Source organism: Neobacillus terrae, assembly GCF_011393025.1.
Lineage (GTDB): Bacteria > Bacillota > Bacilli > Bacillales > Cytobacillaceae > Neobacillus_A > Neobacillus_A terrae.
Window position 1 is genome coordinate 101300 of the sequence record NZ_JAAOEO010000012.1, and the last position, 26434, is coordinate 127733.

Consider the following 26434-nt stretch of genomic DNA (forward strand, 5'->3'; position numbering starts at 1 on the left):
GCCCCACGTGGATTATTTTGAACTAGGGCGTATTCCTCCAATTTCAATATCTGCTTCCATGTAGTTTTCATATGGAACAGGGGCATTGGCTAATCTGCGCAGCATCATTAATTGCCCGACATGTGTCATTGCGTCAGCAAAAGGACCCTGCAACAGTTGTTCCACCGAACGATTTAGTGGCAATACTCCCTCACGAAGAATTCCATCTAACTCTTCTAAAGTATCATAAAATCGTACAGTTTCAGTTTCCCAGCTATGAATATTTCGGTATTCAGCAAGATTGTAGTCTTTATAACAGCTGATGGTATAAGCCATAAGAAAGGTAATATGATTTAGGATTTTTAACGGAGAGCGTCCATTTTCGCCCACTTCAAGAACGATGTAATGGGAAGGAGCCTCCTTAATAGCTAGTGTAGTTCGATAAGAAAGTGTAGCCAGAAAGTGCCTTAATAGATTATTATCCATGTAATAAATGTACCTCCGCAATTTGATTCCAATTGAAGTAACTATATAATGAATGTTTTAATTATAGCATGTTTATTGAGAAGCAATAAGTATCTTTAAAAGGATAAAGCCAGCTCCGCTTTAAGGGCTGGCTCAATTTTTTATTACATCTCTCTCCTCATAGCCTTCAGTACATCTACCCTTGTTGCGCGCTGTGCAGGCCTTAATCCCGAAATAATCGTTACGACATAACATATCACGATGCAGATTAGCGGAAGGCTGACCGGAATATCACTAAAGGTAAAGTTACTTGGTGCGTTTTCACCAAATGCATTTTTTATAATAAGAGGAAGGGCTAAGTTTACCGTATAGCTGATGATATAGGAAACAACAGTTCCAATCAGGGCACCAATCAAACCGATGTAACTGCTTTCGAGCAGGAAAATACGCTTGATGGTCTTTGGGTTTGCGCCAATCGCTTTCATTATACCTATATCAGGTGCCCTCTCAGTGACGGCCATCGTCATCGTATTATAAATTCCAATTGAGGCAATCAAAATCGCAATCGTTCCAATAAAAATCAAGCCTGCCTTAACAACTAAAAACACAAGATTGACTTCCTTCAACTCATTAAGTACGGAATAGGTTTCATAATTTTTATCTTTAAGCTGCTGATCAATGTTTTTTACAGCTTCCATATTCGTCGCATAAACCTTTACTTCATCGTAAACAACACCTTCCACCTTAGGTCCCGGCGGTTCTGGATTGTTCTGTTCTTTTAACATTCCCTTAGGGGTGCCAGTGAAGGCTTCGATTTCCTTTAAACGATCATTGGAAATATAGGCATTCCGGTCCTCGAGCCACTTCTTGGTGGGTTTTACTCCAATTCCAGTTATGGTAAAAGTAAAAACTTTTTCTATTTGCTTTCCATTTTCATTCTGTTTCACTGGAAGCTCTACTTTTTGGCCTACTAGCTCTCCCGTATATCGGTACTGATCCTTTAGTACTCCTCTTTTATCATAAAGTTCCTCGGGCTTTGCATTCTTGGAAGCCAAGTTAGTCGCAAAATCGTATCCAACCACGATTTCATCTGGTTTTTTAGGAAGATGACCTGAAGAGAGTTTGAAACCAGCCTTCATTTCAGATGGAAAATCAGCCACAATAGTTTGAGTATCAATCTGGTGATCCTTAAGATAGTACTTAGTGTTTTGCTGGAGCATCATTCTTCTGGTCACAGCTTTTACATTCTTCATTTTTTCAAAAGCCTCTATGTCTTTATCTGTAACAGGTGTAAATCCTTGTTTCATGCTTTGCTTGCCATGAACATCAATGGCAGTTACAACCTGTCTTTCTGTAATGTCCTTAACTATCGATTTCTGAAAGCCAAAACCGACTGAGGAAAGAACAATCAGAAAGGCACACCCCATTGCCGTTGCTAAAATGGTCATGGACACCCTTGTGCGATTTTTTTTCATGTTTTGCCGTACAAAGCGGAATTGATCTTTAAGTTTCATACCAGCTCCCCCTCCGTAATTCTGCCATCACTCAGTTCAATTGTTCGATGACCAATTCGGGCAACTTTATCATCATGAGTAATAATCAGAAAAGTAATGCCCAAATCCTGATTTAATTGCTTAATAAATGTTAAAAGATCTTCTTCTGTCTCGCTGTCCAGACTTCCGGTCGGTTCATCTGCGAGTATAATCGGAGGATTAACAATCAATGCCCTTGCGATGCTGACACGCTGCTGCTGGCCGCCCGACAATTCACCAGGATAGTGGTCCTGATATTCAGATAAGCCCACTTTTTTAAGCATCTCTTCTGTCTTATCCCTTCGTTCCTTTTCTGCCATTCCTTTTATAATCAATGGAAGTTCTATATTTTGGAAAGCAGTCATGCTAGGAATCAGCTGAAAGCTTTGAAAAATAAAACCAAGATTTTTAATTCTAAAATCAGCAAACTGAGCTTCATTTAACTTTGATACCTGCTCCTCATTTATCCAGATTCCGCCTTCCCTTGGGCGGATAAATCCGCTTATTAAATTTAAAAGAGTTGATTTTCCTGACCCACTTCGGCCTACAATAGTAAGGATTTCTCCCCTATTTACCGAAAAATTAATATCTCTTAGGACCGGAATAATGGTTGCCCGGCCTTTTTTTCCTATTTCAAAGTCATGGCTTACATTTTTAACCGTAATCAATGATATCCTCCCATTTCCCTCTCAAATATATTTCCATAAATAAGACGAAGAAAATTGGAAAACGCCTTCAAGATATGTAAAAATTTTTATAAAAGGAAATCCCGCTCGTACTTATTTGGATAATATTAGCATTTAATTAAGCAATCTATTAAAATATAATTGATATCTTTTTTAAGGGGGTTTTTAGAATGAACAGCCATCAAATAGAATACAAAATCTACGGCGATGACATGCAATTTGTTGAAGTAGAACTCGACCCACAGGAAACAGTTGTAGCTGAAGCCGGCAGTTTAATGATGATGGAAGATGGAATTGGAATGGAAACCATCTTTGGCGATGGATCCGGCGGCGGCGGACTTATGGGTAAGCTTTTTAACGCCGGCAAGCGGGTCCTTACTGGCGAAAGCCTATTTATGACCACTTTTACGAATCAGGCTTACGGTAAAAAGCATGTATCCTTCGCCTCTCCTTATCCAGGGAAAATTATCCCCATGGATCTTAGCCAGCTGGGCGGAAAAATAATCTGCCAAAAGGATGCGTTCCTGGCAGCAGCTAAAGGAGTAACCGTGGGAATCGAATTCCAGCGCAAAATCGGAACAGGCTTTTTTGGCGGTGAAGGCTTTATTATGCAGAAACTTGAAGGCGATGGACTCACGTTTGTTCATGCCGGCGGGACTATACATAAAAAAGAACTGCTCCCTGGCGAGGTACTGCGTGTCGATACTGGCTGTCTTGTAGCCATGACAAGCAGTGTTAATTATGATATCGAAATGGTAAAAGGCATTAAAACCGCTTTGTTTGGAGGAGAAGGCTTATTCTTTGCCACATTGCGCGGGCCAGGAACCGTTTGGGTTCAGTCACTGCCATTCAGCAGGCTGGCAAGCCGAGTATTTGCGGCCATGCCATCCCGAGGCGGACATAGTGATGAAGGAAGTATAGCAAGAGGAATTTTCAACCTTTTGGACGGGGATTGAGATTATAAAAAACGGCAGCTTCGATATTGGAAGCTGCCGTTTTGTTTTGTTAAGAGACTCCGTATTTAGGGTCCCAGTTTCCCATTATTTTTCTAGTCGTGACAATCTGTCCGATATGATGGGCATTATGGAGTACCAAATTAGTTAGCTTAACCCTCCATGGTTCTGAGCGATCTTCTTCATTTGGAAGATCAAGCTTCGCTTCTTCACATTCCGTTAGGGCTGCAATCCATTTTTCCATTATCCTCTGAAAATTGGCCGCTGAGTCATTCCAGGTTTCTTCGTTTTTAAAGGTTACATTATTATCTTCCACTCGATCATTGTTGGGCTGACCAAGAAAGCGTTCAAGATACCTTTTATTCCAAAAATTTAAATGGACTACAATTTCATGAATGGAATTCGCAGATTCACCTGGCTTCTTGTAAGCATCCTCACTTGATAACCCTTTTATTGCGTTTTCAAAGGTGACAAACCAGCCGCCATTAACATGGCTGCAATAAGCAAATTGATTACTTAAAACATCCTTTGTGCTCATATAAACACCTCCTTTAAATCAGTTACCTTACAAATTCTGAATTTATATGAAAAAACCTTTAAATAAATATCCATCTCTTCCCACTTGTTTCCTCCTAGGGATAATGGTATATTAAATAAGCGATGAGCTGAGTTGTGTAAGCCGGGAAACATTCCTTTTTGGAGCACACTATGTGGAGTGTGGTTTTCCGCCTCAATACGCAAAAAGACACCTGCTATGCAGGTGTCTTTTTTACTGTCTTTCTATTATTCAACATTCTGAATTGTGTTATCTTATTAACTTGTATATACTTTTATCATACAAACAGTAAAGGAGAGGTTCGCCATATCGATCAACTTTTTAAAAAAGATGGACACTCTGCAGCTGCTCGATAAGATAAGCGAAAATATTTTAATTGCCGATATTGATTATAATATTGTGTGGCTGAACCAATCTGCTAAAGAACTCCTTAAAATAATTGGCCCCTATGTTCAAATTGAAAGTCCAGAGGGTTTTATCGGTCAAAGCCTATCACGTTTTCACAGCCGAAACTCACAAGAATACATAAAAAATGGGCAGTTTCCTCATTCAGCAACCATCACATTATTTCAAAAATTCAAATCAAATATTGTAGTTGATGTTTTAACATCTGAGAAAGGAGAAAAAGCTGGGTATGTCCTTACTTGGAAGGACCTCACAGAATTTGACAATATCTTAAAGGAACGAGATGAGCAATTAAAAGAAATCGATACACCCATCATCCCTCTTGCTAATGATATTTCTATTCTTGTACCTATTTTAGGAAAACTGACCGATGAACGTATTAACCACATTGAAGAAAAAGTACTTATCTTTTGTTCTGAGAATCAAATATCGGACATTCTTTTTGATTTTTCCGGAGTTTTTAATGAGCTCGACCCTCAAACCGCCTGCCGACTCCAGCAAATGCAGGGTGCACTCAGATTAATGGGAGCAGAACCTATTTATGTAGGGATAAGGCCCGATATGGCGCGTTCTATGGTGAGGGACCAAATTTTTTTCGGTGCCAAAACCTTTCAAGCGTTTAAACAGGGAATCTTTTATATTTGGAATAAATCGGGATTAACCCTTTCCAGCCCGAAATAATAAACAATAAAAACGCACGCAGTTTCCACTGCTGTGCGTTTTTTTAGCTTTGTTTTCTTTGAATTTTTCCAATTACATCTTCTATACTGTCTGGCTTCAAAAATTCAACCGGGGAAAAGCCTTTTTCAAAAACCACCGAATCAGCTTCAATAAGAAGGACATACTTATCTCCTACTTTTGCTAAGTGAATCATATCTCCAAAATCGGCAAGGAGACCTCTTACTGAAATATGATCCATCTTCATTTTCAATTCGAGTTCTGGAGTTTGCTCAACAATTTGAGCTGCCGCCTCTATTACCTGTTCAGTATCAAACCGTTCCTGAAGCTCCCTTTTTTCACTGGCTGCCCAAATCTCCATTGCTGTTTCAAGCTGCTCAAGTTCCTCACTTTCAGGTTCAAAAACTTCTTCCATATGCCCTCTTACCATTTCGATGACCTGAGACTTAACAATCTCCGGCATTGACTCCCCGTATTCCACATATTTAAGAAAGTCCTCAAAATAACGGGCATGTGAGGCCTGATTTATTTTCAGCTCATGCTCCTCGAGCATACCTTCCTCTTCCATATATGGATACTGGATAGACTTCATATTTTTAGTCGTAATGGCCATTTCTACTTGCCGAATGAGTGTTTTTTCATCAGAAATAGACGCCACTTTCGGTTCAAAATCACATTTTAAAATAAATACAAACGGGTCATCGAAATAACGGTTTAATTTAGCGGAAACAACAATAAAGACACCTCCACGAACTGCGCTTGTATCTAAATAAGCTGAGACAAACTGCTCACTTTGCTGCATAAATACTTCCTTTTCATCCGCAAATCGCACCCGGTTAAATAAATTATAATTTGGGTTGGAGGTCAGGTCATGGCCTTCCTCGACAACAAAATAACCAATTTTCGTAGGTACTTCCTCCGTTTTCGGATGACGATCAACCTTTCGCTTCACAATCTTTGCCAATTCACCGTCAAGGAAATCCTTTAAGGGGCTATCGTCATAATCCTCACCATCAAGCGTCTGATAATGTTTATAGCGTTTATCAGCCTGTTCTCCCTTACCCTCAACCTGTATAACAAAAAAAGATAAGAAATTAATATCAAAGTCCATTTGCTCACCCTGCCCTTTACATTTACCTTCATCAGTATAGGATGGAGCGCTGTTTTCGTCAATTCAAAAAGTACTCCAGGGTGTGGCTTTGTAACCTGGGGGAATGCTGATGGGTTTGAGCCAATTTGACTCCTGATTACTAAATTAAAATGTGATGATATCAAGCTTAGGAGATGTTTATGCGGACCGTTTGTTAGTATTTACCAACAGTTCGATAGCGATATAGTGTCATGTTTGGCATTCGTTTCGGTGAATTCGTGCATTTCATTGATGGAATCGTGCATTTCTTTGTTGGAATCGTGCATTTCCTTTTAAAAATCGTGCATTTCTTTGTTTGAGAGGGGGGTATAACAGTAAAAATAACGGACTTTTTATTTGTTTTAAAACTGTTAGAACAAAAAAATCCATTATTTTTTGATTTTCTTATTTAAATAATGAAAAATCTGCATCTTTTTTTGGTGGAATTATTCAAAAGTGTATGAAAAAATTTTTAGATACCTATCTAGGTATACCATAAACAAGGCTGTCCAGTTTCGGACAGCCTCTTCAAATTTATTTTCTCATATTTTCCTGGTCTTTCATATGGTTTTGCTGATCAGGAAGCCGTCCTTCCACAGTCGTATCCTTCTTGGGGTTTTGATTCTCCTGCATTCTTTTTTCCACTTCAAGTAGGTTTTCTTTTTCAAACTTTTCGTTTGCCATATTGAATCCCTCCTATAAGTTGTCCTTATCCTTTTCCCTAAAAATAACTTGTTTATACATGTTTCTCCCATAAAAAAAGCAGTGCGTTTTCCGCAACTGCTTCTTTCCTATTCATTCATTTCAAGAATTTGTTTTTGGATAATGCGGTCCCGCTCCCCGCCGTCCGATAATTCTTCAGAAAATTCATGTTCAGTATTTTTGCCAACAAGCTTAGATGTTGCAATTGTCTTAGGAGCCAGGTTATTATTAGGTGCCCCTTGTTCGTTCCATTTTCCCATACATACAGTCCCTTCTTTTGGTAGTTATTTTTAGTATGGGACTTTTTTAAAAGTTTATTTATCGGCGACAAGAGAATTTCCAAGCTGCTTGAGCTGATTCCCGTAAACCGCTTCAAATACTTCTCTTATCCTTTGGTTTTGGACATATGAAAATTTGTGGTTCTCATAAGAAAGTTTTGTATTTAATAAAGCTATTTCATCAGTATTTTCATTCCTTTGTACATCATACAGCTGTATGTCCAGTCTTTTTCCTATGATGGCGGCCTGTTGAAAGTCTTTAATATCGTCGAGTTTTGAAGCTGCTTTTTCTAAACTCCCTGTCATATTCTTTTCAAATCCACGTGGTACCTTATCCAAAGCCACAACTGCTTTTTTATACTGATTACTTGCTTTTTTTATTTTCTCCTGATTCAACTTTGCAAGAGTACCGTTTTCCTGTACAAATTGAAGGTTTTCTTCCATTTCTTTATAAAGAGAAGATGTCTCTTGATTCGCTTTTTTTACATATTCTTCAGCTTTTTTGGCATTACCCTCTGTGTAAAAAAGAGTTCCAAGACCTCCAAGGACCATTATCAACGATAAAACAACACCAAATACAACTTTGATTTCATGGCCTGCCTCCCATAAATCTATGCTTATAAAAATTATAACACCCAGTGAAAAGTTGGAATAAAAGCCATTTCAAACAATTTGTGAAAAAGCAATAGTTTTAAATGCAACCGTTCGATTTGCATCAAAAAAAATGAACCGGTGAGGGTTCATTTTAAGGAATGTATTGTTCAGTTATTTTAACAACTAATCCATTTTTTACTTGAATGTGGAAAGGGATTTGGCCATCCTTATTTCTTTTTTTGAGGAAATCAAGGAACTGGGCTTTGGTAACCTTCTCATTCCATTTTATATCATCCCCTCGTGTTTGAAGGATGTACGTTGCATATTTTGAAATAGTGAAGGTGCGGATTCGCGGATTCACATTACGGATCCAATAGCCATCCGGAGCATGCTGCATATCCTTACTGCACTTACAGTCCTTTAAAAACTCCCGATCTGCCGCCTTGCCAAAATACCATTGAATATAGTCAAATTTGCCAACAAGTTGGCCGTTCACACTTTTCAAGCTTGTAATATATGTAGAGGAGTTTTCTGTGACCGGCTTTGGATGCGAGGACGTTGTACTGGCCTCCGATACAGAAACCGTTCCAAAAAGCATAACAGCAATTGCAAAACCGGAAAACAATTTTTTTAACATCTCTTCCATCCTCTTCCTCTCATTTGTTCTTGGCTAAGTATACGAAGCAACAGGCATGAATATTCTATCTTTCTCCCTTCTTTTACCCCTTTTCAGAATCTTTAGTCATAGAAAAACGCTAGATTTCCAAAAAAATAAATGTAATAATTTCCATTATATTTATTTGACGCAGATGAAGATCGATTAGTTTCGCTGTTAAAAAATTTATTTTTTATTGGTCTCTATTGTTTTTATTTATCACTTTTAGAAAAATACTTTTGCTCCACTAAGCAAATCTTCCTTGAAGAAACATCGCTAGGACAGTGGACTTTTTTCCTGTAACGCTTCCCATTGCCGTTTGAGGCTCTCCGCTACAATAAACAAAGATTAAATCTGTATAAAGCTCCTTCGATTTTGCAGAACGCACCTTCAAAAATGTAGAACACAACTTCATTTTTGTAGAATAGGTCTACTTTTTTGTAGAACAAACTTAAACTCGTAGAAAGCTCCTTCAATTTTGCAGAATGGTCCTCTAAAAATGTAGATCGCAACATCATTTTTGTAGAATAGATCTACTTTTTTGTTGAAAAAACTTAAATCCGTAGAAAGCTCCTTCGATTTTCAAGAACGGACATTCAAAAATGTAGATTACAACTTCATTTTTGTAGAATAGATCTACACTTTTGTTGAAAAAACTTAAATTCGTTGAAAGCTCCTTCGATTTTGCAGAACTGCCATTCAAAAATGTAGAACACAACTTCATTTTTGTAGAATAGATCTACTTTATTGTAGATAGCTCCTTCGATTTTGTAGATTAGAACTCTTATAAATACTTTTCGTATCTCATAACCTTTTTAAAAATCAAAAAGAGACTATAGTTTCTGCTATTTATAGCAGGAATCCATAGCCCCCTCTTAAATCAAAGTTCCTCTAAATCTTTTTTAAGCCACGAGATAAGCTCCTGTTCCCGCTCATCATTCATCTGGTCAGTAAAGGATGATGGCCAGTCGTAAAATCCTTTTCCGTTTTTCTGTCCAAAGTTTCCTTCTTCAACAAGGTCACGCATGGCTGCCGATGATCCCTCCTCCGTGCTCAGATCCGGAAACAGATAGCTGGAGATGGAATGAAAAACATCCAGGCCTCCCATATCCGCTGTCATAAAAGGTCCTGTTACCGGCAGGCGACGGCCAATACTATAGCGGACAGCCGCATCGATATCTTCTATTGTCGCTACTCCCTGTTCAAGTATGTACTGGGCTTCCCTAAAGAGGGCGTATTGCATTCGGTTTCCAACAGAACCGAGAATGTCCTTCTGAACCACAATTGGCTTTTTCTTCATTAATCGCATTAGATCAAGTGACCTTGTTACCGTTTCATCAGAGGTATTCTTTCCCCTCACAATTTCAACAAGAGGGATAAGGTGCCCCGGATTCCAGAAGTGAGTTACAACCGTTCGTTCCGGATTTTTTGTATGTAAGGCTATTTCTGTCGGACTCAATCCTGAAGTATTGCTGGCTAAAATAACATCTGGTCCGCAAAGTCCATCTAGTTTTTCATACCATTCCTGTTTAAGGTCCAGTTTTTCAGGGATCGCTTCTATAATAAAAGTTGCGTCCCTAATACATTCCTCTAGAGAGTCTGTAAAAGTGACACTATTTCTGACAGTATCAAATTCATCCGAATCTATTACTTCATAACGGATTAATACTTGAATTTTATCCTCAAGCCCCTTTTGCCCTCTTTCCAGGTCCTCCTGGCTATTTCCCCAAATTTTTATTTCTAATCCGGCCATGGCGGCAGATAGGGCAATAGAATGACCCATGGTACCCGATCCGATTATCGCTACTTTTTCATTAATAGGCATTCTCATTCTCCCTTTCTATTAAATAGCGGTCCATCCGCCATCCACTTTAATTGTTTCACCGGTAATAAAGTTTCCCATATTTGAAGCCAGGAACAAGACCGCACCTGTAATATCAGCAGGACGGGCAAGTTCACCGAGAGGAATGCGATTCATTACATCCTCATAAAAATCCCGATTCTCAAACATTGTTTTTGTCATCTCTGTTTCTACAAAGGTTGGTGCTACTGCATTTACTTTAATATGGTGTTTTGCCCATTCAACGGCAAGCGCTTTTGTTAATTGAACAGCCCCGCCTTTACTAGAGCAGTATGCTGTTCTGTTGTAGTAACCAACAAAAGCCATTTGAGAAACGATATTGATAATTTTCCCGCTTTTATTCGGGATCATATATTTGCCCGCCTGCTGCGAGCAAAAGAAAAGACCTTTTAAATTGGTATCTATAATTTGGTCCCAGTCTTCTTCCGTAACTTCTTCAGCTGGCTTCGGAATATTTACTCCAGCGTTATTAACCAGAATGTCCAGACCGCCCATTCGTTCGGCGGCTTCATCTACCATTTTTCGGACACTCGCAACATCCTTCATATCAGCAGTGATATAAGAACTATCACTCTGTAATTCTTTTAAACGGCTGACGGCCTCCTCGAGAGCGAATTGCTGCCGTCCCGTAATGACAACCTTTGCTCCAAGATCAGCAAAAGCAAGGGCAATATCCAAGCCAAGCCCTTTACTCCCCCCTGTAACTAAAACCTTTTTGCCACTAAGCTCTGAAAAATAATCCATGTAATACTCCTCCTTAAAAAAACTCGGCATTCGCCAAGTTGTTTAGGTGAATGCCCTTGTTTTTCTTATACGTTCAGGACTTTTGTGATATAAATATGCTAAAACAGACAGGACACCAATTTATAGTGTCCTGTCCTCCTGTATTTAGATAAGGCCTGTTAATGAGTAAACTCCGATAACGAAGAATGTGGCCAATGTTTTAATAACAGTTACTGCAAAAATGTCCCTATAGGACTGCTTATGAGTCAATCCACAGACTGCAAGCAAGGTGATAACAGCACCGTTATGCGGAAGGGAATCCATACCGCCGGATGCCATGGCAATGATACGGTGCATGACTTCCATCGGAATACCAAACTGATTGGCGGCTTCCACGTACTTCTCACCCATTGCACTAAGTGCAATACCCATACCGCCTGAAGCAGAACCGGTAATACCGGCAAGAACGTTAGTTGTTACTGCACCGTTTACTAACGGATTTGTAAAAGTGTGAGAAATGCCGTCACGAACAACACCAAATCCCGGCAGTGAGGAAATAATTCCACCAAAACCATATTCAGAACCGGTATTCATAGCAGCAAGCAAGGCTCCGCCGATACCAGCATTTAGTGACGTTTTAAAATCAACTGTAACAGCTTTAAAATTGAATAAAAGTGTTGCTAAGATACCGATTACCAATGCTAGTTCAACAGACCATACGCCAAGAACTGTTGGCAGTTCAACCTTTCCAAATGCATCAAGGCCGATTTTTGAAAAATCAAATCCATTCGGATACCATTTTGGAATGGAAACGGTAAAGAACTTGTTCATGACCCCTACAAGAACAAGCGGTACAAAAGCAAGAACCTGGCGCCCAATACCTACTGTCTCAGTTGAAGTTAAGGAAGCAGGTGAAATTGCAGCCTGTTCAGCCGCAGCTGCCATTTGTTCTTTTGCAGTATCACCAATTCCGAAATAGCCTTCACCAGCTTTTGCAGCTTTCCTGCGGCGGGATTCAAGATAAAGCATTCCAATGACGAATACAAATATGGCACCAATAAAACCTAAAGTTGGAGCGGCATAGATGTCAGTTTTGAAAAACGTTGTTGGAATAACGTTTTGAATCTGCGGTGTACCTGGAAGAGCATCCATTGTGAAGGAAAGCGCTCCCAATGCAATCGTGCCTGGAATAAGGCGTTTTGGAATATTAGCCTCCTGGAATAACTTAGCTGCAAATGGATAAGCTGCAAATGCAACAACGAAAAGACTAACTCCGCTGTAAGTTAGGATGGCAGTCATCAATACGATCGCAAGAACTGCGCGTTTTGCTCCAACTGCTCTAACGATAGATTTAGCAATAGAAGCTGCAAGCCCGGTTGTTTCAACTACCTTACCAAAAATGGCCCCCAATAAGAATACGGGGAAATAAAGTTTAATAAATCCGACCATTTTTTCCATAAAGATGTTAGAAAAGAATGGCAGCACATGAGATGGATCTGTAAGCAATACGGCAAACAGAGCACATAGCGGGGCAAATAAAATAACAGAGAATCCTCTGTAGGCAATAAACATCAATAGCCCCAGTGCAAGTAGAATAACAATCAGTTCCATATAGTTCCTCCTAAGTTTTCGTGGTGATTTCTCCCTTATTAAAACAGCTGTATGACAGCCGGATTAACCCCTTTGCAAATCAAAAAATTAAAATATTTCAGTTAATTTTTACTAAATTTACCACTATGGAAATATGGTTTTTTTATAAGGGCGGCTTATCAAAGCATACCGCCCTTCTTTATCTCTATTAATTAGTAACTGATTCCTTTTTATAACGACGAACACGAAGGAGTGCTTGTTCGCGGTGTCCAGCGAAGTTCTCAAGATTGCAAAGACGCTCTGCATATTCACCAATCATCGCACTTGCTTCTGGTGTTCTGATTTCCTGATAGGTGCAGGTTTTTAGGAATTTACCAACCCATAAGCCGCCTGTATAGCGTGCAGCTCCTTTAGTTGGAAGGGTATGGTTTGTACCAATTACCTTATCACCATAAGCAACGTTTGTTTCAGGTCCGAGGAACAGCGCACCATAGTTGGTCATGTTCTCAAGGAAGTAGCGTGGATCCTCAGTCAGAACTTCCACATGCTCATAAGCAAGCTTGTCTGCCTCTACTACTGCTTCCTCAATGCTATCTACAACAATGATTTTGCCGTATTCCTGCCAAGCAGCACGCGCTACATCACCAGTTGCAAGAGTTTCAAGCTGACGCTCAATCTCTTTAACTGTTTCATTAGCAAGTTCTTCAGAAGTTGTGATTAAAGCAGCTGGTGAAGTAGGACCATGTTCAGCCTGTCCTAAAAGGTCGGTAGCCACAATCTCTGCATCAGAGGTTTCATCAGCAATGACCAGCACTTCGGTTGGTCCTGCAAGAAGGTCGATGCCTACGCGGCCAAACAGCTGGCGTTTTGCTTCCGCAACAAATGCGTTTCCTGGTCCAACCAGCATATCCACGCCCTCAATGGTTTCTGTTCCAATTGCCATTGCAGCCATTGCCTGAACCCCGCCAAGAAGATAAATGTCATCTGCACCAGCAAGTGCCATTGCTGCTACTGTTGCAGCAGGAACTTCTCCGTTAATAGGTGGAGTACAAGCGATTACTCGCTTAACGCCTGCTACTTTAGCAGTAAGAACACTCATATGTGCTGATGCAACCATTGGGTATCTTCCGCCGGGGATATAACAGCCTACACTGTTAACCGGAATATTTCTGTGTCCCAAAAATACACCTGGCAGCGTTTCTACTTCGATATCACGAAGAGCTGATTTTTGAGCTTCAGCGAAGCGACGGATCTGGGCCTGAGCAAATTTAATATCATTGATGGTACTTTCAGGAACTGAGCTGATGATTTCCTGAATTTGTTCCTTGGATAGCTTAAAGCTTTCCGGAGACCACTTATCGAAGCTTTCTGAATATCTTCTTACTGCTTCATCACCATTTTTTTCAATATCATCAAGGATGTTTTTAACCGTTTCTGATACTTGAGCAGCCTGGACAGCCAACTCTTCTTTTGTTTTACCAGTCTTTAAAAATTTCGCCATGTCCCTCTCTCCTTCTGTTAAGAATTGGAACCTTGGCAGGTTCATGAACCCGCCAAGGCATTCACATATTCTATTAATATCTTGCAGTTAACATCTTTTTACGAGTATAGAATTCTACGCCGTCTTTACCGTTTGCATGGAGGTCACCGTAGAATGACTTTTTATAGCCGGAGAATGGGAAGAATGCCATTGGAGCTGGTACTCCCATATTGATTCCAAGCATTCCAGCATCGATATTTTCACGGAATTGGCGAACAGCTTTTGCACTGTCAGTGAACAGGCAAGCGCCGTTAGCGAAGTCAGATTGGTTTGCAACTTCAATTGCTTCTGTAAGATTCTCAGCACGAACGATGGAGAGCACTGGTGCAAAAATTTCATCCTGCCAGATTTTCATATCAGGATTTACGTTGTCAAAAATAGTTGGTCCAACAAAGTAACCATCGCCATTTACAGCCTCATCCTTACGTCCGTCGCGAACAAGAATTGCACCTTCAGACTCACCGATTTCGATGTATTTAACTGTTTTTTCTTTATGAGCTTCACGGATAACTGGTCCGAGGAAGTTACCTTTTTCAAGCCCATTACCGATTGTCATTTCCTCACAAGCCTTAACAAGGCGGCTGACTAATTCATCTGCAACATCCCCAACAGCTACAACAACGGAACAAGCCATGCAGCGCTCACCAGCAGAACCGAAAGCTGCACCGATAATGTTTGTAACAGTTAAATCAAGATCTGCATCTGGAAGAACGATTGTATGGTTTTTCGCACCAGCTAAAGCTTGAACGCGTTTTCCGTTTGCAGCAGCTGTTTTGTATACATACTCAGCAACCGGCTGAGATCCAACAAAGGAAACAGCTTTAACATCTTTGTGCTCAAGGATTCCATTAACTACATCATGAGCTCCGTGAACAACATTCAACACGCCATCCGGAAGTCCTGCTTCCTTGAACAATTCAGCCAGGCGGTTTGCAAGCATTGGTGTACGCTCAGAAGGTTTTAAAATGAATGTATTACCGCAAGCGATTGCTAACGGGAACATCCAGCAAGGCACCATCATTGGGAAGTTGAATGGTGTGATACCGCCAACAACCCCGATTGGGTAGCGGTACATTCCGGACTCGATTCCTGTTGCAATGTCAGGAAGCTGAGTACCCATCATAAGTGTTGGAGCACCTGCAGCAAATTCCACACACTCGATACCACGAAGTACCTCTCCGTATGCTTCATCATAATTTTTTCCATTTTCAGTAGTAATCAAGCGGGCAAGCTCATCCCAGTGATCAACAAGAAGCTGCTGATAACGGAACAGGATTCTTGCGCGTTTAGGAACAGCAACGTTTTTCCATGACTGGAATGCTTCCTTCGCTACTTCCACTGCACGGTCAAGATCTTCACGGCTTGAAAGTGGAACATTAGCAAGAATTTCCCCAGTTGCCGGATTTGGAACGGCCTCTGCTTTATCTGATACAGAGGAAATCCATTCTCCCCCGATAAAGTTCTTTAAAGTTTTTGTTTCAACTGATGCTGGCATGAATATTTCTCCCCTCTGTTTTTAAAATTATTTGGCAACCGTTTCAAGAACGGTAAAATCGTAGTTATAGCAATAGTGGTATAGCTCCACAATTTCTTCGTGCGTTGGAACCTTTGGATTATTGCCTGGGCTTCCGCTGGCAAGAGCGTCATCTGCCATTTTGGAAACTACCTGGTTAAATCTTTCGCTGTCTAATCCATAATCTTTCATGTTCGGTATATTCAAATCACGGCAAAGCTTTTTAACCTCATTTACGGTAACATCAGCAAGTTCACTGTTTGTCAGCGTTTTCAAATCAGGTCTTAAAATTTTGCCGATATCTGCTAAGCGGTCCACTGCACTTTCTTTTGTAAATTCAAGTACAGCAGGTAAAAGCATCGCGTTTGAAATTCCGTGTGGCACATGGAAAAGTGCACCAACCGGGCGGGACATCCCATGAACCAAAGTAACAGATGCATTTGTAAAGGCAAGTCCTGCCTGCATGGAGGCTAACGCCATTTTTTCCCTTGCATCCTTATCTTCACCATTTATGTAGGCTGTACGCAGATTGTTAACTATAAGCTCTATTGCTGAAATTGCCATATTATCTGTCAAAGGCTGCGCCAATCTGGAAATATACGCTTCCATAGCGTGACATAGAGCATCAACACCAGTTGCGGCAGTTACAGACGCAGGTGATGAATAAGTAAGGATTGGATCAACCATCGCCATTTCCGGTAAAAAAGCCGGATTTTTAATCATCATTTTAATATCATCTTTAGTATTGGTAATAACCGTAACATTTGTTACTTCGGAGCCAGTACCAGCGGTTGTCGGAATCGCAATAAGCGGAATCGGACGTTTTTCAACCGGACGTTTTCCTCCCATGAAGTCACCAATATATCCTCCATTAGTAGCGACAACTGCTACAGCTTTCGCTGCGTCCATACAGCTTCCGCCGCCAATGGCCACGATAACATCACATTGATTATCGATACAAATTTTTAAAGCCTCTTCAACATGAACGTCAGTCGGCTCTGAGTTGACCTCGAGATATTCAACATGAAAAATTCCTGCTTCATCAAGAAGATCCTGACACTTTTTCACGTTCCCGATCTTTTCCATGATTCTATCGCTGACGATGAGCGCTTTCTTTCCAAGAAGTGAAACCTGCTCGCCGAGTTTGGATAAAGAATCGTTTCCATAGAAAACCGCTTTTGGCATTCTAAATTCTGCAAACCCTTTCAAAACATTCCCCTCCTTTATCTGTACACTTTCTATACTTGCAAGAAGTGTGCCAACTTAAAAAAGAGGGATTTCCGCACATTTTCGACACAAATACGTCCGGATAACCCTACACTAGTGTACGATTAGTGTTCGATAAATCGGACACTAGTGTAGTGATATTGTGTTTTTTTAACTTTTCATAGAGAGTGGAACGCTGGATACCTAATTTCCTTGCAGCCGCCGCCTTATTTCCGTGCGTTTCAGCCAGTGTTTTTAAAATAAGTTCCTTTTCTCGTTCGAGAACTGAATGTTTTACCTTGATTAAAACAGTACTTTCCTGATTATCATCTTGTACAAAAGGCATTTTGGGATTCGTAATGATCGTACGTCCGAAACGTTCCGGCAGATCTTCTGACTGAACGATGTCCGATTCAGAAAGGCTCACCAGCATTTCAACTGTATTCACAAGCTCTCTCACATTTCCGGGCCACGGATAGTTCATTAGAGCATACATTGCTTCCTTTGAAAAATTTTTATTTTCCAGTCCAAACCGTTTGCAAAACAACTTTAAATGATGCGTCAATAATAAGGGAATGTCTTCCTTCCGCTCTCTAAGGGGCGGTATTGCCAATCTGATAATATTTAAACGGTAATACAAATCTTCCCTGAAATCCCCTTTCTGGATCATATCTTCAAGACGCCGGTTAGTAGCAGCAACGATCCGGACATCGACATGATGCTTTCCTACTCCACCAACACGCTCTACCTCACGTTCCTGAAGTACCCGAAGAATTTTCGATTGCATGAGTGGCGGCATATCCCCAATCTCATCGAGAAACAATGTACCTTTGTGCGCAAGTTCAAATTTCCCTGGCTTGCCGCCTTTTTTAGCACCTGTAAACGCACCTTCCTCATAGCCAAATAATTCTGCTTCCAATAGATGCTCTGGTATGGCTGCACAGTTCACACTAACAAACGGACCCTCTGCATAAGGACTTAGCTTATGGATAGCGCTCGCAAACATCTCTTTACCTGTTCCGCTTTCGCCGGTAATCAATACTGTAGACGGTGTATTAGCCGCCTTTCGGGCGATTCGTTTTACATTTTGCAGCTCAGAGCTATTGCCGATAATATCTTCAAATCCGCCATTTACCCTCTTGATTGTTTCCTCCGGCAGAATATTTTGAGTTACCTGACGGGAAAGCTCCTGCATTCTGCCCAGGATGTTGTAAAGCTCGGAAACTCCATGAAAAATCAACATACCGATTGCTCCGATTACTTTTCCATCTCTCCAAATTGGAATCCTATGAACAACCATATCCTGTCCCTGAATGCGCTGAATGTACCCCTTTTCAGCCACTCCGGTTTCAATCACAAAATGGAGACGTGTGTTTTCTATAATGTTAGTAACATGTTGTCCGATCGCATCTTCTCGCTTTATTCCAAGGAAACGGGCATATGCTTCATTAAATTCTCTAATAATACCATTTAAATCTATTACAGCAATACCTTCGTAAGCGGTTTCCAAAATAGTATTTAATATGGAAGCAGTATGGACTGTTTCCTCAAGTTTATCAATATGGGAAGCATAGGAATGCAGAATATCTGTCCTGGTTAATATCCCGGTAATTCTACCCTCTTCATCTACTACAGGAAGGCGTCCAACGGGAATTCCATAAGCTGCATTAATCGACTCGTTTTGCCTTATCGTTACGACTGAACTGGTCATTGCTTCTGAAACTGGAGAATCCGGTGATACTCCCTCAACAAAGCATCTCATCAGTCTGGATTTGGTTATGATTCCTACTACTTTTTTTTCTTCATCTATAACAGGCAGTCCATCAATTCGGTACTGCTGCAGCAGCAGAATGGTATCTCTTAAGGTATTATTCGAAAAAACAGTATAAGGATTCGGTGTCATCCACTTCCAAACGGGATCTGCGTTATCAAGTTCTCTTAATCTCTCATAATCCTTGATCATCATTTCATTCTCCTTTTAAAAGAAGGACTTTTCGTAAAATTTGTTATTTATAAAAGCAAAAATTGACTCGCTTTCCGCGGGCAATCAGGCTTCTGCCTGTAGATAACTTCGTGATAAGCATCTGTGTGCAGCTACTTGAAGCTTTGCGACGAGATGAAGGTTAACTTCTTCGAATATTCTCTGGCGCAGGAGCACGCCCCCACGGTCGTTAACGACCTGCGGGGGTCTCCGCCTGGCTTGCTTTTCCCGCAGGACATTGAATAACTCCCTTGAAATCGCCAACGCACGAAGGAAATGCAATGCATTTCCAGGGAGTCTCGTCTATTTTTACTCACAGTTTCTTCTATTTGCATCAATCTTTTAGAAAAGAGCCTAAAAGAATATTTTTATAGGAATTTCAGCCTTTCGGTATTTGCCGCTTATGAAGACCTTTTTTCCTGTCCTCTTAAAAAATATAGTTATTCATCATACTCATGAAGGAGCATTTCCCGATACGGGCTTTTATTTTTAGCAAAAATATTAAAAAATAAAACTACTATTATTGTACAATACAATTTTTTTAAAGCGTTTACAACATCCAAATTGGAAGGAAGTACATAAAAAACAGCGGTTCCGTTGGAATTCCGCTGTTTTGATTTTAATTTAATTGGCTGGTGATGCTGCCAAGCTAAGGTAATGTTCCTTATTTAAACAGTTCTACCTTATAAGCATCCAAAACCCATTTCGGTACGAAGAATCTCGCAGTTAATAATGGATCTACAATTTGCGAGATTTGGCTTTGTCCAACTGCACTCATCAGCATAGTAAGATGGCTGAGGGTCAGGTCAGTGTGTGGCAATAGGAAATCTATCATTTCTTCAACCGCTGTTTTTGCTGCTTCATCCAAAGTTGGAGCAGATACAATCGTTGCCAGCCCTTCCTCTGAAATTAAGAGAGGATTTTTAAGGGAATGTCCTTTTATTACCTCAAGCGTTACGGTAACCTTCGCTGGAATTTCTATTCCGGATACTCCAACTTCACCGTCGCCCATAGCCGCATGCAAATCACCCAGCGCAAAAAGAGCACCTTCAGCAAAAACAGGGAAATAAATAGTGGCACCCTCTGTAATGAGTTTGGTGTCCATGTTGCCGCCATGTGCACCGGGAGTTCCGCAGGAAACCGGCTCGCCCTCAGGAGCCACGCCGATTACACCAATCATTGGATTTAAAGGGATATGTAATTTATCATTAAAAATCGCCTTTCCGTTCTGGATAGGAATCATCTTGGCTTCGAACTTTTCCAGTCGGTGCCCCATAACCCCAAGATCAGGCCCTACAGTCAAAACACCTTCCTGGCCTAACTCGATTTTATCAATTTTAACAGAGAGAATATCACCCGGCTGTGCAGATTCTACATATATAGGTCCTGTTGCAGGATTAATTTGATTCCAATCTATAGAATTGATTTCGGTGTCGTTAGAAGTGATTTGATTTTGAAAGCAATCGTATGTCTCTATGATAACTTGTGCACCGGAGCCAACCTTTTGAATTGGCTCGTTATCTTTACTGAATGCATAAATAGAATTTTTGCACTCTATTGTTTCCGCCATTTTTTATTCCTCCCCCAAAATTTGATTTTAATTATACTCGTTTTCTTATTTTCGTCAAACAATTGAGATAATTTAAAAATCCCATTATACTTTACAGCATAACAGCAAAAACGCAGAAAAGGAAAGTGACATTTCTGAAAATATTGACAAGAATAAATAGTAGAATTAAACTGTTAACAGTTAACTATTAAAAAGGGGGGAAACTTTTTCGGACATGGTTATCCAATTGCCCACATTACAGGAAGAAGCAATCCGCAATATAAAAAAACTGATTATTGAAGGAAATCTGAAATTAGGTTCCCGTATTAATGAGGTAGAAGTATCTACTCACCTTAATATTAGCCGGGGGCCTGTAAGGGAAAGCCTGAGAATTCTTCAACAGGAAGGCCTAGTAACCTATGTTTCAAGAAAAGGAATGTTTGTTACACAATTAAAAGAACCGGATATTCATGAAATTTATAATATTCGCTTTCATCTTGAAAAAAGCGCAATTGAGCTAGGATATGACCAATTAACCGATAAACATATCAACCAGTTTGAACAATTGATAGAAAAAATGAAATTGTTCTCTATAGAAAACCGGAAGGATATGCTGGTCCAGCTCGACCATGACTTTCATGAGTTAATTATCAATCTTCCAAACTATCATCGTTTAAAGAAAAACTGGGAATCGTATAATGCACTTATCGAGTTAATTTTTGCCCAGGTTTTTGAGCTGGGAAGCGAAAAAGTGGAAGATTTGCCTCAGAGCCACGAAATATTGGTAGATGTTTTGAAGGAAGGAAATAAAGAAAAATTTATTAAAGCTTTGGAAAACCATTATTTTCAGGGAAAAGAAAGTCTTCTTGCTGTCTGGAATTAATGAAAAATGAAATTATTAGATAGGTTTTTGGAGGTATTTATATGGCTGAATTACAAACACACGCCCAAGGCGCAGGTCAGGCTAACTTGGAAAAGAGAGAATATCAGCAGGAATTAAACAGGGTATTAACATTTAAAGATTTATTAATTTACGGAATGGTTTTTATGGTTCCGATCGCACCAATGAGTGTGTATGGAATCGTTTCGCAATCAAGCTTTGGAATGGTGCCATTAGTTTACCTCGTTGGTATTATTGCTATGGTTTTTACAGCTTTAAGCTACAGCAGGATGAGTAAGGAATTTCCTATTGCAGGTTCCGTTTATGCTTATGTTCAGCGGGGATTAAATCCTCATATCGGTTTCCTGGCTGGATGGATGATCCTCGTTGATTACATCTTAGCACCAGCACTGCTCTACGCTTTTTCCGGTATGTGGCTCCACAGTCTTGTCCCATCCGTTCCTTCTATTGTATGGGTGGTACTGTTTGTCGCGATTAACACCCTAATAAACGCAAGAGGCGTACAGCTTGCCGCAAAAACAAATTTTATTTTATTAGGTGTTGAAATTATAGCCTTATTAATTTTTATCGGTTATGCTGTTAAGTTTGTTTTTGTTGATGGCCTTGGAACTGGCGGGTTCTCCTTGTCACCAATTTATCAGCCAGAGCACTTGAATCTTGGATTTATTGCAACCGCTACTTCTATCGCAGTTTTAAGCTTCCTTGGATTTGACGGGATCAGTACCTTGGCAGAGGAAACGAAAAATCCTCAGAAAACAGTTGGCCGCGCTACAATAGCTGCCCTCGTCATTCTGGGAGTAATTTTTATGGTACAAACCTATATGGCTGCACTTGTTCATCCTAAATATACAAACCTGGACCCGGATATGGGATTCTTTGATATTGCGAAACAAGCCGGCGGTCCATTCCTTTATTACGTGCTGATTATCGTAAACATAATCGCAGCTGGAATTGCCAATGCACTTGCAGCACAATCAGCCATTTCACGTATTCTATATTCCATGAGCCGTGATAAGCTATTGCCTGGATCATCATTCTTAGGAAAAATTCATCCAAAGTATAAGACTCCATTTAACGCAACTCTTTTTGTCGGACTTTTATCATTGATTGTTGCAAATGTCTTGAAAATCGATACAATCATTAAATTTGTTAATTTTGGGGCCTTAACTTCTTTCATGCTTTTGAACATTACTGTTTTTGCTTACTTCTATATTAAAAAGAAAGAACGTGGATTAGGCGCAGTTTTAAAATACGTTCTCTTCCCTCTTTTAGGATTCGCCATCATAGCCTATGTGTGGTCCGGTTTTGATAAGGTGACATTTATTGTTGGGTTCAGCTGGCTGGCAATTGGAATAATCGTTGGCGCGGTTAAATCAAAAGGTTATAAAATAGTTCCTCAATTAAAAGATTTGTAAGATAACCAAGCTCTGCCAGCCATGTTGCAACGGCAGGGCTTTCGTTATACATATTTATTTTTTTCGCTATGTTACCTTGACTGTTGATTTTATCTCTCGGCGCTCGTTTTCCTCGGGCCAGGGGAGCCTCCTCAGCGCTTTGCGCTTGCGGGGTCTCCCTTGGCCCGCTTTTCCCGAAGGAGTCTCGCGCCTTCCGCTCCAATCAACCAAGCGGAATCAACAATGTACTTTTAACACAGCCATTTTTAAAAAAGAAAGGTGGAAAACCAAATGTACGCACAATCTAAAATTGTACCTTTAAGCAATGGATTCCATGTTTGGACAAGAAGAGTAGGAGAAAGCCCGATTAAAGTTTTATTGCTCCATGGGGGACCTGGATGTACGCATGAATACCTGGAATGCTTTGAAAACCACCTTCCTCCAGAAGGAATCGAAATTTATTTCTATGATCAGCTTGGTTCCTATCATTCTGACCAGCCAGATGATGTAAAGCTTTGGGATATCGACCGTTTTAGAGAAGAAGTAGAAGAAGTAAGAAAATATCTGAATCTTGATGACTTTTATTTATTTGGATCCTCTTGGGGCGGTTTCCTAAGTATTGAGTATGCATTAAAGTATCAAAACAATCTTAAAGGTTTAATCATTTCCAATATGACTGCAAGCATTTCCTCCTATGTAGAATATATTAACCACCTGCGTGACCAGCTTCCTGCTGAACTTGTTACAAAAATGAAGCAATATGAGGCACAGGGCGATTTTAAAAATCCGGAGTATGAGGCATTGGTTGATAAATATCTGAACAAGCAGCATGTCTGCCGTCTTGATCCTTGGCCCGACTCCGTGGTTAGAGGCTTTGCTCATATGAATGAGCAAATTTACAATACCATGCAGGGACCGAATGAATTTATGGTAAACGGAACCTTTAAAGACTGGAACCGTTGGGAAGATATTCACAATATTACTGTCCCTACCTTGCTGCTTGGCGGTAAATATGACACCATGAATCCTGAAGACAAAAAGGAAATGGGGAGACGTATTCCAAATTCCCGCGTAGGCATCTGCCCTAACGGCAGCCATTTATCTATGTGGGATGATCCAGAAGTTTACTTTAACTTCATTAAAGAATTTATTAAAGACGTTGAAGCTGGCCGCCCTGTTAAAGGCGAAGCTAAACCGGCAGTAAAAGCTTAATATGCTTTAAAAAAGACTCCTTTTTTGGAGTCTTTTTTTGATGGTACCATTCTAAAAAATAATAATAAGAGCTTGAATGATCAGCTGTAATATTTTGTTCAAAATGTTTTGACGGATTTGTGAAACCATGCACAAACTCCCCTCAAAACATGATGTTTAAACTATAATGACAATGTAATCACATTATTAATACTAATTTATAAAGGGGTCTTTAAAATGTTTAACCAAACTTTAAGGCAAAACAAAGTCTCTGCTATCATTCTCACTTTCATTCGTTTGTACGTTGGCTACGCCTGGTTCGAAGCTGGCCTTCACAAAATCACTGGCGGATTCGATGCTACTGGATTTTTAAAAGGGGCGATCGGCAATCCAGTAAAAGGTCCAGATGGAAGCATTCTTTATGGAACTTATCTTACTTTCTTAAAAAGCTTCGCCCTTCCTAATGCTCACATCTTCAACGTTTTAGTTCCTTGGGGCGAATTGCTTGTCGGTATTGGCTTAATTCTTGGATGCTTAACTACAGCTGCTATGTTCTTTGGTCTAGTAATGAACTTCTCTTATCTAATGGCAGGTACTATTTCTTCTAACCCAATGGATATCCTGCTTGGTGTCATTATCTTGGCTGCAGGCTTTAACGCTGGAAAAATCGGTTTAGACCGATGGGTGATTCCTTTCATCCGCAAAACTGCACACAAAGGAAACAACTATACAATCAAACAAAGTGCTTAAGTGAACGTTCACCTTACTCCATCCGGGTAAGGTGATTTTCTTATCAAGGACAAATCTCATTCTCCCCATCCGGAACCTAAGACTACCTTTCAGGGAAAATTTTCGTAATCAAATCCACGAGTCTTGATATAAATACAAAAAGCACCTTACTCAGCGGGAGTTAGGTGCTTTTTAATGAAAAATAAATTTATGAAGTTCATATGGGGTAATGGGGTGAAATGGAGCGGAAGTGTGTAGTTTAAACTAGAACGCTGTTTTTTATAAGTTCCACAGCCTGCACTTCATTAATTCCCTTGATTAATTCTAATTCACCCAGAAATATCTTCTTGGCATTTTCGAGCATTTGCTTCTCAACGGAATTAAGTGACTTTTCTTTTTTAATCCTTAATAAATCCCGAAATACTTCGGCACCTTCTTTTAATTGTCCGGTCCTCATTTTATCGGTGTTGATTTTGAATCTTTGTTTCCATGGCAATGACAAATCGGATTCTCCATTGTGGAAAATGTTCAATACATCCTCCATATAATCCTCGTCTGCAACTAAACGAATATTGGAATTGTCGATCTTCTTAAGGGGAATCATCACCTGCATGGTATTCCCGTAGATTTTGATAACAAAATATTTTTGTATCTCTCCCTGGATCTCTTTTTCTTCAATTCCTTCAATAGTTCCTGCACCGTGCATTGGATATATAATGTTGTCGCCAATTTGGAACAAATTCATCCACCTCCGTTAATCTCTTTTAATCATATCACTTTTTAAAAAATTAATCAAATAATATATATTATCATTTTTAAAATCCACTCGTCAATAGTTTTTGGTCAATTGTTATAAATTTTTAAAATCCAATTCCCGTCTTAAAGTAAGCGGTTACAAAAATTGTAATAAAGCTGCTCATTGCTGAACAGCTTCAAAAATTATATTCATTTATTTCTCTTGCTCCACACTCGCAATATAAGGTAAATTACGATACTTCTGACTAAAATCAATTCCATATCCCACAATAAATTCATCTGGTATAACAAAGCCAACATAATCTACAGGCAAATCAACTTTTCTTCTCTCAGGTTTATCTAAAAGGGTGCAAATCTTAAGTTGTTTTGGCTTATGTATTTTTAAGTGATCGAGCAAAAAGTTTAGTGTAAGACCGCTGTCAATAATATCTTCAACCACTACTACATTCTGGCCAGTTATATTAGCATCAAGATCTTTTAAAAGTTTTACCTTCCCGGACGTTTCTGTTTCATTTCCATAGCTGGTGACCGAAATAAAATCGACTGTAACTTCTCCCTTCATTTTGCGAATCAAATCGGCAGCAAATACAAAAGAACCTTTTAGAACAACAATTAAGGTTATAGGCTCATTGTCAAAGTCGTTCTGAATTTCTCCCGCAAGCTGTTTTACCCTTTGTCTGATTTCCGTCTCGGTAATCATTCTTTTTTTGATTTTATAACCCATTTCCTCACCCCTTCATAATCCTTTTATCGTATTTTCCCCTATTTTTCCACTGATTAATCTTGCTGCTATCAAGCCTAAGATCATGCTTGTAATATTTTGTTCAAAATGTTTTGACGGAATTGTGAAACCACACACAAACTCCACTCAAATCATAATCCTTAAAC

Annotated in this window: 25 protein-coding genes; 6 read left to right on the forward strand and 19 right to left on the reverse strand. The window is 39.8% G+C overall.

The features are described 5' to 3' along the window. Window positions 1–12: 12 nt before the first annotated feature. The 3 genes from G8761_RS17255 to G8761_RS17265 form a co-directional block, all read right to left on the reverse strand. A complete protein-coding gene (locus tag G8761_RS17255) occupies window positions 13–465 on the reverse strand; it encodes a hypothetical protein (RefSeq protein ID WP_166028897.1) in 453 nt (150 codons plus the stop codon). Window positions 466–608: 143 nt separating this feature from the next. Further along, window positions 609–1958: an ABC transporter permease gene (locus G8761_RS17260; RefSeq protein ID WP_166028899.1), complete on the reverse strand. Its 1350-nt coding sequence runs from the start codon at window positions 1956–1958 to the stop codon at window positions 609–611. After that, window positions 1955–2644 carry an ABC transporter ATP-binding protein gene (locus tag G8761_RS17265; protein ID WP_166028901.1) on the reverse strand — a complete coding sequence of 230 codons (690 nt, stop codon included), beginning with the start codon at window positions 2642–2644 and terminating at the stop codon, window positions 1955–1957. The genes G8761_RS17260 and G8761_RS17265 overlap by 4 nt, the downstream gene beginning before the upstream one ends. A gap of 188 nt (window positions 2645–2832) precedes the next feature. Here G8761_RS17265 and G8761_RS17270 point away from each other — a divergent pair, with 188 nt between their 5' ends. Then, the gene (locus G8761_RS17270; RefSeq protein WP_166028903.1) at window positions 2833–3618 is read left to right on the forward strand and encodes a TIGR00266 family protein; all 786 of its coding nucleotides are present in this window, start codon (window positions 2833–2835) and stop codon (window positions 3616–3618) included. A gap of 49 nt (window positions 3619–3667) precedes the next feature. On the opposite strand, the gene G8761_RS17275 is transcribed toward G8761_RS17270, so the two are convergent. Beyond that, window positions 3668–4153, reverse strand: coding sequence for a DinB family protein (locus tag G8761_RS17275; protein ID WP_166028905.1), 486 nt, complete (start codon window positions 4151–4153; stop codon window positions 3668–3670). Between the two features lie 348 nt (window positions 4154–4501). On the opposite strand from G8761_RS17275, the gene G8761_RS17280 reads away from it, so the two are divergent. Then, window positions 4502–5257 carry a hypothetical protein gene (locus G8761_RS17280; protein WP_166028907.1) on the forward strand — a complete coding sequence of 252 codons (756 nt, stop codon included), beginning with the start codon at window positions 4502–4504 and terminating at the stop codon, window positions 5255–5257. Window positions 5258–5300: 43 nt separating this feature from the next. Here G8761_RS17280 and G8761_RS17285 read toward each other — a convergent pair whose 3' ends face one another. The 13 genes from G8761_RS17285 to G8761_RS17345 all read right to left on the reverse strand — a co-directional run bounded on the left by G8761_RS17285 (window position 5301) and on the right by G8761_RS17345 (window position 20596). Beyond that, window positions 5301–6365: a DUF3900 domain-containing protein gene (locus G8761_RS17285; RefSeq protein ID WP_166028909.1), complete on the reverse strand. Its 1065-nt coding sequence runs from the start codon at window positions 6363–6365 to the stop codon at window positions 5301–5303. Between the two features lie 552 nt (window positions 6366–6917). Continuing rightward, a complete protein-coding gene (locus G8761_RS17290; protein WP_166028911.1) occupies window positions 6918–7067 on the reverse strand; it encodes a hypothetical protein in 150 nt (49 codons plus the stop codon). 107 nt (window positions 7068–7174) lie between these two features. Then, the gene (locus G8761_RS17295) at window positions 7175–7345 is read right to left on the reverse strand and encodes a hypothetical protein (RefSeq protein ID WP_166028913.1); all 171 of its coding nucleotides are present in this window, start codon (window positions 7343–7345) and stop codon (window positions 7175–7177) included. A 54-nt stretch (window positions 7346–7399) separates the two neighbouring features. Beyond that, window positions 7400–7921 (reverse strand): hypothetical protein, encoded by a 522-nt coding sequence (locus G8761_RS17300; protein WP_166028915.1) that lies wholly within the window; start codon window positions 7919–7921, stop codon window positions 7400–7402. A 187-nt stretch (window positions 7922–8108) separates the two neighbouring features. Next, window positions 8109–8594 (reverse strand): hypothetical protein, encoded by a 486-nt coding sequence (locus G8761_RS17305; RefSeq protein ID WP_166028917.1) that lies wholly within the window; start codon window positions 8592–8594, stop codon window positions 8109–8111. Window positions 8595–9492: 898 nt separating this feature from the next. Beyond that, entirely contained in the window at window positions 9493–10437 is a 945-nt protein-coding gene (locus G8761_RS17310; protein WP_338000983.1) for a 3-hydroxyacyl-CoA dehydrogenase family protein, read from the reverse strand. Between the two features lie 18 nt (window positions 10438–10455). Beyond that, the gene (locus G8761_RS17315) at window positions 10456–11217 is read right to left on the reverse strand and encodes an SDR family NAD(P)-dependent oxidoreductase (RefSeq protein WP_166028921.1); all 762 of its coding nucleotides are present in this window, start codon (window positions 11215–11217) and stop codon (window positions 10456–10458) included. 144 nt (window positions 11218–11361) lie between these two features. After that, window positions 11362–12807, reverse strand: a complete 1446-nt coding sequence (locus G8761_RS17320; RefSeq protein WP_166028923.1) for a GntP family permease — start codon at window positions 12805–12807, stop codon at window positions 11362–11364. 187 nt (window positions 12808–12994) lie between these two features. Further along, on the reverse strand, window positions 12995–14287 hold the full coding sequence (gene hisD / locus G8761_RS17325; RefSeq protein ID WP_166028925.1) for a histidinol dehydrogenase: 1293 nt from the start codon (window positions 14285–14287) through the stop codon (window positions 12995–12997). Between the two features lie 73 nt (window positions 14288–14360). Then, window positions 14361–15821, reverse strand: coding sequence for a CoA-acylating methylmalonate-semialdehyde dehydrogenase (locus G8761_RS17330; protein WP_166028926.1), 1461 nt, complete (start codon window positions 15819–15821; stop codon window positions 14361–14363). A gap of 27 nt (window positions 15822–15848) precedes the next feature. Continuing rightward, on the reverse strand, window positions 15849–17024 hold the full coding sequence (locus G8761_RS17335) for an iron-containing alcohol dehydrogenase (RefSeq protein ID WP_275940714.1): 1176 nt from the start codon (window positions 17022–17024) through the stop codon (window positions 15849–15851). Between the two features lie 130 nt (window positions 17025–17154). Continuing rightward, the gene (locus G8761_RS17340) at window positions 17155–19008 is read right to left on the reverse strand and encodes a sigma 54-interacting transcriptional regulator (RefSeq protein WP_166028950.1); all 1854 of its coding nucleotides are present in this window, start codon (window positions 19006–19008) and stop codon (window positions 17155–17157) included. A 682-nt stretch (window positions 19009–19690) separates the two neighbouring features. Next, a complete protein-coding gene (locus G8761_RS17345; protein WP_166028930.1) occupies window positions 19691–20596 on the reverse strand; it encodes an acetamidase/formamidase family protein in 906 nt (301 codons plus the stop codon). A 214-nt stretch (window positions 20597–20810) separates the two neighbouring features. On the opposite strand from G8761_RS17345, the gene G8761_RS17350 reads away from it, so the two are divergent. The 4 genes from G8761_RS17350 (at window position 20811) to G8761_RS17365 (ending at window position 24811) form a co-directional block, all read left to right on the forward strand. Continuing rightward, the gene (locus G8761_RS17350) at window positions 20811–21458 is read left to right on the forward strand and encodes a GntR family transcriptional regulator (protein WP_166028932.1); all 648 of its coding nucleotides are present in this window, start codon (window positions 20811–20813) and stop codon (window positions 21456–21458) included. Between the two features lie 41 nt (window positions 21459–21499). Next, the gene (locus G8761_RS17355) at window positions 21500–22891 is read left to right on the forward strand and encodes an APC family permease (RefSeq protein ID WP_166028934.1); all 1392 of its coding nucleotides are present in this window, start codon (window positions 21500–21502) and stop codon (window positions 22889–22891) included. Window positions 22892–23161: 270 nt separating this feature from the next. After that, the gene (locus G8761_RS17360; RefSeq protein WP_166028936.1) at window positions 23162–24082 is read left to right on the forward strand and encodes a proline iminopeptidase-family hydrolase; all 921 of its coding nucleotides are present in this window, start codon (window positions 23162–23164) and stop codon (window positions 24080–24082) included. A 216-nt stretch (window positions 24083–24298) separates the two neighbouring features. Beyond that, on the forward strand, window positions 24299–24811 hold the full coding sequence (locus G8761_RS17365) for a DoxX family protein (protein ID WP_166028938.1): 513 nt from the start codon (window positions 24299–24301) through the stop codon (window positions 24809–24811). A 238-nt stretch (window positions 24812–25049) separates the two neighbouring features. Here the strand turns inward: G8761_RS17365 and G8761_RS17370 are convergent, their stop codons facing one another. Next, complete coding sequence (locus tag G8761_RS17370; protein ID WP_166028952.1) at window positions 25050–25529, reverse strand: CarD family transcriptional regulator; 480 nt, start codon at window positions 25527–25529, stop codon at window positions 25050–25052. 210 nt (window positions 25530–25739) lie between these two features. Further along, complete coding sequence (gene hpt, locus G8761_RS17375) at window positions 25740–26270, reverse strand: hypoxanthine phosphoribosyltransferase (protein WP_166028940.1); 531 nt, start codon at window positions 26268–26270, stop codon at window positions 25740–25742. Window positions 26271–26434 lie beyond the last annotated feature (164 nt).

Coding starts and splice junctions, on each gene's coding strand:
- G8761_RS17255 (WP_166028897.1), bottom strand. CDS start 465: ATGGATAATAATCTATTAAGGCACTTTCTGGCTACACTTTCTTATCGA.
- G8761_RS17260 (WP_166028899.1), bottom strand. CDS start 1,958: ATGAAACTTAAAGATCAATTCCGCTTTGTACGGCAAAACATGAAAAAA.
- G8761_RS17270 (WP_166028903.1), top strand. CDS start 2,833: ATGAACAGCCATCAAATAGAATACAAAATCTACGGCGATGACATGCAA.
- G8761_RS17275 (WP_166028905.1), bottom strand. CDS start 4,153: ATGAGCACAAAGGATGTTTTAAGTAATCAATTTGCTTATTGCAGCCAT.
- G8761_RS17280 (WP_166028907.1), top strand. CDS start 4,502: ATGGACACTCTGCAGCTGCTCGATAAGATAAGCGAAAATATTTTAATT.
- G8761_RS17285 (WP_166028909.1), bottom strand. CDS start 6,365: ATGGACTTTGATATTAATTTCTTATCTTTTTTTGTTATACAGGTTGAG.
- G8761_RS17290 (WP_166028911.1), bottom strand. CDS start 7,067: ATGGCAAACGAAAAGTTTGAAAAAGAAAACCTACTTGAAGTGGAAAAA.
- G8761_RS17295 (WP_166028913.1), bottom strand. CDS start 7,345: ATGGGAAAATGGAACGAACAAGGGGCACCTAATAATAACCTGGCTCCT.
- G8761_RS17305 (WP_166028917.1), bottom strand. CDS start 8,594: ATGTTAAAAAAATTGTTTTCCGGTTTTGCAATTGCTGTTATGCTTTTT.
- G8761_RS17310 (WP_338000983.1), bottom strand. CDS start 10,437: ATGCCTATTAATGAAAAAGTAGCGATAATCGGATCGGGTACCATGGGT.
- G8761_RS17315 (WP_166028921.1), bottom strand. CDS start 11,217: ATGGATTATTTTTCAGAGCTTAGTGGCAAAAAGGTTTTAGTTACAGGG.
- G8761_RS17320 (WP_166028923.1), bottom strand. CDS start 12,807: ATGGAACTGATTGTTATTCTACTTGCACTGGGGCTATTGATGTTTATT.
- hisD (WP_166028925.1), bottom strand. CDS start 14,287: ATGGCGAAATTTTTAAAGACTGGTAAAACAAAAGAAGAGTTGGCTGTC.
- G8761_RS17330 (WP_166028926.1), bottom strand. CDS start 15,821: ATGCCAGCATCAGTTGAAACAAAAACTTTAAAGAACTTTATCGGGGGA.
- G8761_RS17335 (WP_275940714.1), bottom strand. CDS start 17,024: ATGCCAAAAGCGGTTTTCTATGGAAACGATTCTTTATCCAAACTCGGC.
- G8761_RS17340 (WP_166028950.1), bottom strand. CDS start 19,008: ATGATCAAGGATTATGAGAGATTAAGAGAACTTGATAACGCAGATCCC.
- G8761_RS17345 (WP_166028930.1), bottom strand. CDS start 20,596: ATGGCGGAAACAATAGAGTGCAAAAATTCTATTTATGCATTCAGTAAA.
- G8761_RS17350 (WP_166028932.1), top strand. CDS start 20,811: ATGGTTATCCAATTGCCCACATTACAGGAAGAAGCAATCCGCAATATA.
- G8761_RS17355 (WP_166028934.1), top strand. CDS start 21,500: ATGGCTGAATTACAAACACACGCCCAAGGCGCAGGTCAGGCTAACTTG.
- G8761_RS17360 (WP_166028936.1), top strand. CDS start 23,162: ATGTACGCACAATCTAAAATTGTACCTTTAAGCAATGGATTCCATGTT.
- G8761_RS17365 (WP_166028938.1), top strand. CDS start 24,299: ATGTTTAACCAAACTTTAAGGCAAAACAAAGTCTCTGCTATCATTCTC.
- hpt (WP_166028940.1), bottom strand. CDS start 26,270: ATGGGTTATAAAATCAAAAAAAGAATGATTACCGAGACGGAAATCAGA.